Annotated in this window: 11 protein-coding genes; 6 read left to right on the forward strand and 5 right to left on the reverse strand. The window is 67.2% G+C overall.

Features of this window, described 5'->3' with window-relative positions; genetic code table 11:
* Positions 1-879: ATP-NAD kinase family protein (locus GRX66_RS14530; RefSeq protein ID WP_159527202.1), on the forward strand; the 879-nt coding region annotated here is incomplete at its 5' end.
* Positions 880-974: 95 nt separating this feature from the next.
* Here the strand turns inward: GRX66_RS14530 and GRX66_RS14535 are convergent.
* Complete coding sequence (locus GRX66_RS14535) at positions 975-1,148, reverse strand: DUF5786 family protein (RefSeq protein ID WP_159527203.1); 174 nt, start codon at positions 1,146-1,148, stop codon at positions 975-977.
* Between the two features lie 132 nt (positions 1,149-1,280).
* Between GRX66_RS14535 and GRX66_RS14540 the strand changes: the two genes are divergently transcribed.
* Entirely contained in the window at positions 1,281-2,309 is a 1,029-nt protein-coding gene (locus tag GRX66_RS14540; RefSeq protein ID WP_159527204.1) for a phosphate signaling complex PhoU family protein, read from the forward strand.
* Positions 2,310-2,374: 65 nt separating this feature from the next.
* On the opposite strand, the gene GRX66_RS14545 is transcribed toward GRX66_RS14540, so the two are convergent.
* The 3 genes from GRX66_RS14545 to GRX66_RS14555 all read right to left on the reverse strand — a co-directional run bounded on the left by GRX66_RS14545 (position 2,375) and on the right by GRX66_RS14555 (position 4,869).
* On the reverse strand, positions 2,375-3,064 hold the full coding sequence (locus GRX66_RS14545; protein ID WP_159527205.1) for a cupin domain-containing protein: 690 nt from the start codon (positions 3,062-3,064) through the stop codon (positions 2,375-2,377).
* Between the two features lie 57 nt (positions 3,065-3,121).
* Entirely contained in the window at positions 3,122-3,469 is a 348-nt protein-coding gene (locus tag GRX66_RS14550; RefSeq protein WP_159527206.1) for a DUF7528 family protein, read from the reverse strand.
* A 224-nt stretch (positions 3,470-3,693) separates the two neighbouring features.
* Positions 3,694-4,869: an LEA type 2 family protein gene (locus tag GRX66_RS14555; protein WP_159527207.1), complete on the reverse strand. Its 1,176-nt coding sequence runs from the start codon at positions 4,867-4,869 to the stop codon at positions 3,694-3,696.
* A gap of 201 nt (positions 4,870-5,070) precedes the next feature.
* Between GRX66_RS14555 and GRX66_RS20965 the strand changes: the two genes are divergently transcribed.
* The 4 genes from GRX66_RS20965 to GRX66_RS14570 all read left to right on the forward strand — a co-directional run bounded on the left by GRX66_RS20965 (position 5,071) and on the right by GRX66_RS14570 (position 6,823).
* Positions 5,071-5,196 (forward strand): DUF7525 family protein, encoded by a 126-nt coding sequence (locus tag GRX66_RS20965; protein WP_449271468.1) that lies wholly within the window; start codon positions 5,071-5,073, stop codon positions 5,194-5,196.
* Positions 5,197-5,235: 39 nt separating this feature from the next.
* The gene (locus GRX66_RS14560) at positions 5,236-5,463 is read left to right on the forward strand and encodes a DUF7123 family protein (protein ID WP_159527208.1); all 228 of its coding nucleotides are present in this window, start codon (positions 5,236-5,238) and stop codon (positions 5,461-5,463) included.
* 147 nt (positions 5,464-5,610) lie between these two features.
* Positions 5,611-6,024, forward strand: coding sequence for a CoxG family protein (locus GRX66_RS14565; protein ID WP_159527209.1), 414 nt, complete (start codon positions 5,611-5,613; stop codon positions 6,022-6,024).
* A 1-nt stretch (position 6,025) separates the two neighbouring features.
* Positions 6,026-6,823, forward strand: a complete 798-nt coding sequence (locus GRX66_RS14570) for a carbon-nitrogen family hydrolase (RefSeq protein ID WP_159527210.1) — start codon at positions 6,026-6,028, stop codon at positions 6,821-6,823.
* Positions 6,824-7,159: 336 nt separating this feature from the next.
* Here GRX66_RS14570 and GRX66_RS14575 read toward each other — a convergent pair.
* A partial coding sequence (locus GRX66_RS14575) for an EamA family transporter (RefSeq protein WP_159527211.1) occupies positions 7,160-7,389 on the reverse strand: 230 nt, incomplete at its 5' end.

The following is a 7,389-nucleotide window of genomic DNA, read 5'->3' on the forward strand; positions in this document are numbered from 1 at the left end:
GAGATGGGGGCAGCGGAGGCCCGGGCAGCGGGCTTCGACCCGCACGTCGTTGGCGAACCCGCTGGCGACGAGACGACCGCTGCGGACTCCAAGGCTGCTGTCCGGGAGTTCGTCGACCGCGGCGTCGACCTGATTCTGTTCGTCGGCGGGGACGGCACGGCCACGGACGTCGTGGACGCGCTCGACGCCGCCGACGCTGACGTCCCCGTGCTCGGCGTGCCGGCTGGCGTGAAAGTGTATTCCTCCGTGTTCGCGGTGCGGCCCGACGTCGCCGGCCGCGTCGCGGCGACGTTCGAGGAGACGAAGCCCAGGGAGGTCAACGACATCGACGAGGACGCGTACCGCGAGGGCGAGGTCCGGACGCGCCTCCAGGGCGTCGCCGAGGTGCCCGTCGCCGACGACGACGTGCAGTCCGCCAAGCAGGTGCACTCGGGGAGCACGGGAGCGCTCGCGGAAGCTGTCGCCGAGAGCGTCGAGCCAGGTGTGACGTACGTCCTCGGACCGGGCAGCACAATCGGAGGCGTGGCCGACGAACTCGGCGTGGACGGGACGCCGCTGGGCGTCGACGTCTACCGGGACGGCGAACTCGTCGTGAAAGACGGCAGCGAGGACGAGATTCTGGACGCGCTCGGCGACGAGAACGTCATCCTCGTCTCACCCATCGGCGGCCAGGGGTTCGTGTTCGGCCGCGGGAACCAGCAGATCTCGCCGGCCGTCGTCGAGCGAAGCGAGGTCCGCGTGCTGGCGTCACCGCGGAAACTCGACGAAACCGGCGTCCTGCGCGTCGACACTGGCGACGAGGACGTCGACGAGTCGCTGCGCGGCTGGGCGAGGGTCAGGACCGGGCGCTTCGAAGAACGGATGATGAAAGTCGTGTAGGCGGCGTCAGCGAGCCACGCGTCGAGTAGTTCCTGGAGCGTCAACGCTGTCGTCTGCGACCGCGCTGGAAGAAACAGTGACCGTGTACCGGGTCGCTACTCGTCGTCTTTCATCGACTGCAGCTGGTCGATGAGTTCGTCGCTGTCCGCACCGGAGTCGAAGTTCACGTCCCCGTCGTGGTCGTTCTGGTGGACGTTCACGGACCCTTCTTCGTCGATTTCTGTGTCCTGGCTCCCCTGCTCGGACTCGTCGTAGCTACCAAAACCCATACAACGCTCTAGGCGTGTCACACCGAAAAACCCCCCGGAAACACGGTGGGGTCCGGCTCGCCCGCCGGGACCTTAAGGCAAATATAAGGTTGGAGGGGTAAGACTAAGGTCGTTCCAGCGCGTTCTGGGCGTATGGAAACCCGGAAGGTCCAGCGGCTGGGGCCGTCTACGCTGGCGATGACGCTACCCGCAAAGTGGGCGCGCAAGCAGGACGTCGAGAAGGGCGACGAGGTCACCGTGCGCGAGAGCGGGAAGGGGTCGCTGACGGTGACGCCGGAGTCCGCACACGGCGAGGAGACCGAAGCGGCGATTCACGCCGAGAACTTCGACGCCGACGCCGTCGAGCGCGCCATCGTCGGGCAGTACGTCCTCGGCCGCCGCATCATCCACGTCGAGAGCGAGGACGCGCTCGAATCCGAGCACATCAACGCCGTCTACAAGGCCGAAACCCAGCTGATGGGCCTCGGCGTCGTCGAGGAGACCCCTGAACGCATCACCATCCGGTGTTCGGTGGACCCTGAGGACTTCGACCTGGACAACCTCCTCGAGCGCCTCGAGAACACCGGGTCGACGATGCGCGAGGAGGCCGTGCAGGCGCTTGCGCGCGGCAGCCCCGACCTCGCGCAGCGCGCGCTCAACCGCGAACGGCAGGCGAACAAGATCTTCGTCCTCCTCCTCAGGCTCATCTTCACCGCCTACCAGAATCCGAGTCTCGCGCGGGCCGTCGGTCTCGACGACGGCTTCCCGCTCATCGGCTACCGGTCGGTCGCGAAGAACCTCGAACTCACCGCGGACAACGCCGAGGACATCGCCGAGATCGTCCTCGACGCCGACGACCACACGCTCGACGTCGACCAGTCGACGATGCGGCGCATCCGCGAGTTCACCGACCAGGTCGACGAGATCACGGCCGCCGCCGTCGACGCGGTCGTCGCCCGTGACTACGACGCCACCGTCGAGGTGCGCGAACTGTTCGGGGAACTCGGCGACCGCGAGGGCGACATCCTCGCAGACCTCCCCGAGATGGACAACGACGACCTCCTGGAAGTTCGCGAGGTGCTCGTGAGCCTCCAGCAGACCGCGCAGTACGCGATGCGGAACGCCGAAATCGCGGCGAACCTGGGGCTGAACGAGCAGTCCGCGCACACGACGATCAGCTGAGTCGAATCGGCCCCTACAGACAGTCGACCCGGACCAGGGACTGTCCGAGAGCGGCCGCACAGGGACTATCGGTCGGGCTGTTCGACGTGGTCGCGCCAGAACTCGTCGGTCAGGTACCGTTCTTCGATCGCCCTGTGCCCGAGACGTTTGGCGAGTCGACCGAGCGTCGCCCACGCCGCGCGCTGCAGTAGCCGTGGCGCGACGTCGATACGCGTCTCGTCGCTGACCGCCTCGCTCAGTACGAGCGCGTGGAGCGCCCCGGGTTCGCCGTACTCGCCCTCGCTGCCGAACTTCCCCTCGTGGTCGCATCCGAAGAACGTGTACTGGGTCTGGACGGTCTTCGCCCAGGGTGGCTCCACTCGGAACGCCACAAAGCCGTCAGTGTCGTTGCGGAAGAAGTGCGACACGCCGGGTTCGACAGTTCGCGACTCGCCCGCCGTGAGCCGGTGAACTTCCGCTTCGACGACGACCGTGAGTTCGCCTGTCAGCGCCTCGAAGGTTTCCTCGGTGGTGCGGTGGACGTGGGGCGGGAGTTCGGCAGCGTCCGGCGCCAGCCACACCACCATCTCCGGCCGGTCGTCGCTGTAGTCGTCGAGCAGCACCGACCACGTCCCCGATCCCGGTCCGGACGCGAGCGCGTGGGGCGACTCTGTGAGCAGTTCGGCGGCGCGGCCGTCCGTGTCCAGTTCCAGCGCGTGACCGTCGATTGGCTGTCCGTCGTCGTCGAGCGGTCGGCCGGTCGTCAGGGAGGGCATACCAGATGGTGTCAGCCGGTAGTGAAGAAGCTTCTCCACGAGCGGCGACCGTGGCACTCAGACGTCTTTCTCGGCCTCCAGGGGGTTCCGTGAGGACAGCGAGCACGGGAACGTCGGGTGTTCGGCGAAGTGCCGCACCAGCATGTGCCGACGCGACCCCGTGACGCCGGCGGTGGACATCGCCGACGCGTCGAACGACTCGGGCAGGCGCTCGAACAGCCGGCGGACCTCGCTGAAGCTATCGAAGACGGTGGAGTTGCCCGTCGAATCAGCGCCGCGGCGCTCGACGACGTAACTTCCGTCCTCGCGGTGCTCGCAGGCAGTGCGGAAGAATTCCTCGCGTCTCGTCAGCGCGTCACCGACGGCGTCCCGCAGTTCGGCGGCGTGCTCGCGGGACAACTGCATGGTTTCGCCGTCGACTGTGACGCAGATGTCGCCGCCGTCTGGCTCGGCGGCGATGGACTGTTCACTCTGGGAGAACTCGACCAGGAGCGTGGGTACTCCGGTTCATACTCCCTTCAAGCGACCCAACCGGTAAAAAGCTATCTCCGGTGACAACGTCGACCGGCGGATTGGATGGCGATGGTAACGCCGACTGACAGGACAGACGACCGTGAACCGTCGAGCGTTCAGTCAGTGCGTAGCGTCGGACCGCGTGCGAGGATGCCGTCGTCCGTCGTGCCGCCGTCCTCAGTTGTATTCGATTCGTCCGTCGTCGTCCCGTCGGACGTTGTGCCGTCTTCGGTCGTCGAACCGTCTTCAGTCGTCGAATCGTCTTCGGTCGTCGTGGTGTCGCCGTCAGTGGTCGTCGTTTTCGAGTCGTCGGCCCCGCCAGCGTCACCAGACGCGTCGCCCTTCGTGCCGAACATGTCCGTTTCGATGGTCTTCGTGTAGGTCATGCCGTCCAGCGGCACGCGGATCGGGTCGTCGCTGCCCGGCGGTTCGATCTCCGCGTAGAAGTCGATGCGCAGTTCCGTCGTCTGGTCGTTCTCGACGTGGCTCACCCACCAGTCGTCGAGGCGCTGGTTCTGGATGGCGGTCGGCGTCTCCACGACCCGGGACGTCTTCCCGGGGATGGTCTCGGTCTCCCGCGTTTCGCCCGCCCCGACCTGGATGTCGTTCATCGTGATGTTGTAGCCGATATTCGAGATGACGACCGGCGAGCTCTTCGGGTTGTACGCCTGGAACTCGAGGTCGATCGGCGTCTCCGAGTCGGTCACCTCGCCCCAGGACGCGTTCGTGCGTTCGATGACCAACACGGGGTCCTCGACGAGCGTCACGTCCGCGTTGACCGGGCGGTCCTCGCTGGAGTTGAACTGGCTGACGAGGTCGGTCTCGATGGACTCCTCGGCCGGCTGGAACGTCGCCGACTGCCCGAGGAGGCCGGAGACCTCGGCGTCGACGGTCATGGTCGTCTGCTCGTCGCCCCTGATGTGGCTCACCCACCAGTCGGGGATGCGTTCGTTCTGCAGGTACGTCGTCAGGTTCACCGTGGAGTTCCCGCTGCCGATGCCGACACCGTGTTTCTCCCCGCGCGCCATCTCGATGCCGTTCATCGCCACGTCGTAGTCGATGCTGACGTCGCCCAGGTGCACCCCAACCGGGTTGGGGTTGTGCACGACGAGGTCCGTCTCGATCTCGGTGTCGGTCTCGTTGACGTCCCCGAACCGGTTGTCGACCCGCTCGACGCTCGGAACGCCGACGACCCCCGCGACGAACGCGCCGCCGACGACCAGCACGAGACCGGCGACGACGGTCACAGCGATGCGTATCTTGCTCCCCACCAACAGCGCACGCACGTCCATACCCGTATCGGGTGCCTTCGCGTTGAAAGTCTGTTGGCCTCCACTCGCCGGACTCGAACTGCGGCCCGTCAGGCTGGTTCCAGGGGGGTCCGGACCGAAGCGAGTAGAACCAGTTAAGGGGCGGCCCGCGCAACGCCCAGCCATGACGACAGGGTCCACCCAGGAGACGGACATGGGCATCGGCATCGGCTCGCGCTCGGCCTGCTCGCCGTCGCGGCGTCCGCGTACACGTTCGTCACGCCCGGACAGTTCGAAACCGCACTCGGATTCGCCGCCGCCGTCACGTTCTCGGCGCTGTGCGTCGCGGCGTTCCACGTCTGGGGGTAGCGGAAGCGATAAACCGCCAACGTGCGTATCTACGTGTAGATGACTGACGAATACACCGACGAGGAACGACGCATCCTGGAGTTCCTCCGCGAGAGTGTCGAGAAGGGCGAGCGCTACTTCCGCGCGAAGAACATCGCCGAACACCTCGGGCTCTCATCCAAGCAGGTCGGTGTGCGCCTCCCCGAACTGGCCGAGAAGTCCGAGGACGTGGACATCGAGAAGTGGAGTCGGGCCCGATCGACGACGTGGCGCGTCGAACCGGCGTAGTCCCGACCGCGGGCAGCCGAGGCAGTTCCGACTGCTCGCAGCTACCGAAGTCCGACGGTCGGCAGCCGGGAGCAGTCCCGTCGACGCGGACTCGTGCGACGACGGGACGACCGGCGTCTTTTTGCAGGCGGACGGACAACTCCGAGTATGACCGTTCGGGTGGAGCGTACGTTCGAGGTGTCGGCGTCGCCGGAGGAAGTCTGGGCGTTCATCTCGGACCCCGAGCAACGCGCGTCCGCCATCAGCGTCGTGGACAGCTACGACCACGAGGGCGACACGACGACGTGGCACGTCCGCCTCCCGATTCCCGTCGTGCGTTCGACTATCGACGTGGAGACGCGCGACGTCGACGTGCGGGCGCCGGAGTACGTGAAGTTCGTGGGGAAGTCCAGCGTGTTCTCCGTCACCGGCGAGCACCAGGTGGAACCATTGAACGGCGGGTCGCGAGTGACCAACACGTTCGTGGTGGACGGGAAGGTCCCGGGCGTCGAGCGGTTCTTCAAGCGGAACCTCGACGACGAACTGGACGGCCTCCAGCGCGCAGTGGAGGCGGAGGCCTGAGATGCGCGTCGCGCTCGCCCAGTTCGACGTCGAGGCGGCCGCGGTCGATGCGAACGTCGAGCGCGCGATTACGGCGATCGAGGACGCCGCTGACCGCGGCGCGGACCTGGTCTGTCTCCCGGAGCTGTTCAACGTCGGCTTCTTCGCGTTCGACTCCTACCAGCGCGAGGCCGAACCGCTGGACGGCCCGACGCTGACGTCGATCCGGGAGGCGGGCGTCGAGGCGGGTGTCGCCGTGCTCGCCGGGAGCGTCGTCGAGGACCTCGCCGAAACCGACAGCGGCCCCGCGGACGAGGGGCTCGCGAACACGAGCGTCCTCTTCGACGAGACGGGGGACCGGCTGTTGACGTACCGGAAGCACCACCTGTTCGGCTACGAGTCCGCGGAAGCGCAACTGCTCACGCCGGGGGAGGCGGTGCCGACCGCAGAGATCGGCGGCTTCACCGCGGCGGTGACGACGTGTTACGACCTCCGGTTCCCGGAACTCTACCGCGAACTGGTCGAGGACGGGGTGGACCTCCTGCTGGTGCCGTCGGCGTGGCCGTACCCGCGCGTCGAACACTGGAAGCTGCTGCCGCAGGCGCGGGCCGTCGAGAACCTCGCCTACGTCGCTGCCGTGAACGGGAGCGGCGACTTCGAGGACGCCGCACTGCTCGGTCGCTCGGCCGTCTACGACCCCTGGGGGACCCAGATAGCGAGCACGGGGGACCACCCGGACGTGGTGTACGTGGACCTCGACCCCGACCGCGTGGCGGCGGTCCGCGAGGACTTCCCGGCGCTGGAGGACCGGCGACGGTAGTCGGGCATCCAGGCGGCCATTCGACCGTTCGGCGGCCGCCGAGCACCGAACCGGCCGCGATACGTGAATTTAAGTACGGGCGGGCGTTACCCTCTGTTGCCGTTGTTCGACGCTTTTCTCGTCGAACCGGCAAACGAAACCACGTCCACTCCGCGTCCGCCACCGCGGCCGCGTCCCCGGCGCGCGGCCGCAATCCGCGAGAAGTCAACCGCCACCGCCACATCCCTTCCGCCTCTCCTCTCTCGTTTCGAACGCCCAGCGGAGTTACTGGCACGAGCAGCGTGGTGACTTCGGCAACCCTGCAGCCGTGATCGAATCGGTTCAGGGAGTGACTGGTCACGCGAGCGAGATGATCGCGACGCCGGTGACCGCCAGCGCCGCCGCCGCGAGGCGCGTGCCGAACCGCGGTTCGTCCAGCAGCACCGCGCCAAGGACCACCGCCACCACTGCCTGCGTGTTCACGAGGGGGGACGCGACACTCGCCGGTAGCGTCTGGAAGGAGACCGCGGTGAGGTGCTGTGCGGCCGCGACGAGCACGCCGACGCGACCCACTTCCGGACGTCGCC

The organism is Halobacterium bonnevillei, from assembly GCF_009831555.1.
GTDB classification, from domain to species: domain Archaea; phylum Halobacteriota; class Halobacteria; order Halobacteriales; family Halobacteriaceae; genus Halobacterium; species Halobacterium bonnevillei.